Here is a 554-nt window from a genome sequence, read left to right as displayed (position 1 = left end):
TTTCCTATCGTTTTTTCTACCTGATCATTATTATCTCAATTAGGACTTAAAATGTTCCAGTCTTTTGCTTTGTTTATAATTGCGTCAGCAATAGGATGGGTGGAATTCTTCTCAGCTGCTGCCGCTAAACGAATGACATCTTCTTGATTAAAACCTTCAGCAGCAATTACTTGCTGCACCACAGGCGTTCCTTCTGTAATAGTTCCGGTCTTATCCAGAATGACTGTATTTAGTTTAGACATCTTTTCAATATGATCACTACCTTTAACAATAGCCCCTTCTTTTGCAGCACGTCCAATGGATGCGTATAAAGCTGTGGCCGTTGATAATTTAATTCCGCAAATAAAATCAATAACTAACATACTCATCGCTCTGTTAAGGTTTCGAGTTAAGAAAAACGTAACTAGGGCCAACCCGAAAGAGACAGGTACCATTTTTTTAGCTATTGTATCCGCTATATTTTGAATAGGAGCACGTTTCTCTTGTGCTTCTTCCAACAATTTTACAATTTAAGAAATAGATGTACCTTCCCCTCCTTTTTCAACTATCCCATT

1 protein-coding gene is annotated in these 554 nt (G+C 37.4%); it reads right to left on the bottom strand.

From position 1 onward, the window contains the following. Positions 1-35 precede the first annotated feature (35 nt). A complete protein-coding gene (locus RB298_RS03010; protein WP_486045705.1) occupies positions 36-497 on the bottom strand; it encodes an HAD family hydrolase in 462 nt (153 codons plus the stop codon). Between the last annotated feature and the right edge of the window lie 57 nt (positions 498-554).

Origin of the sequence: Priestia sp. BR_2 (assembly GCF_041954005.1) — a bacterium.
Classification (GTDB): domain Bacteria; phylum Bacillota; class Bacilli; order Paenibacillales; family Paenibacillaceae; genus Paenibacillus_AQ; species Paenibacillus_AQ lautus_A.
This window is presented reverse-complemented; position numbering and strand designations above follow the sequence as displayed.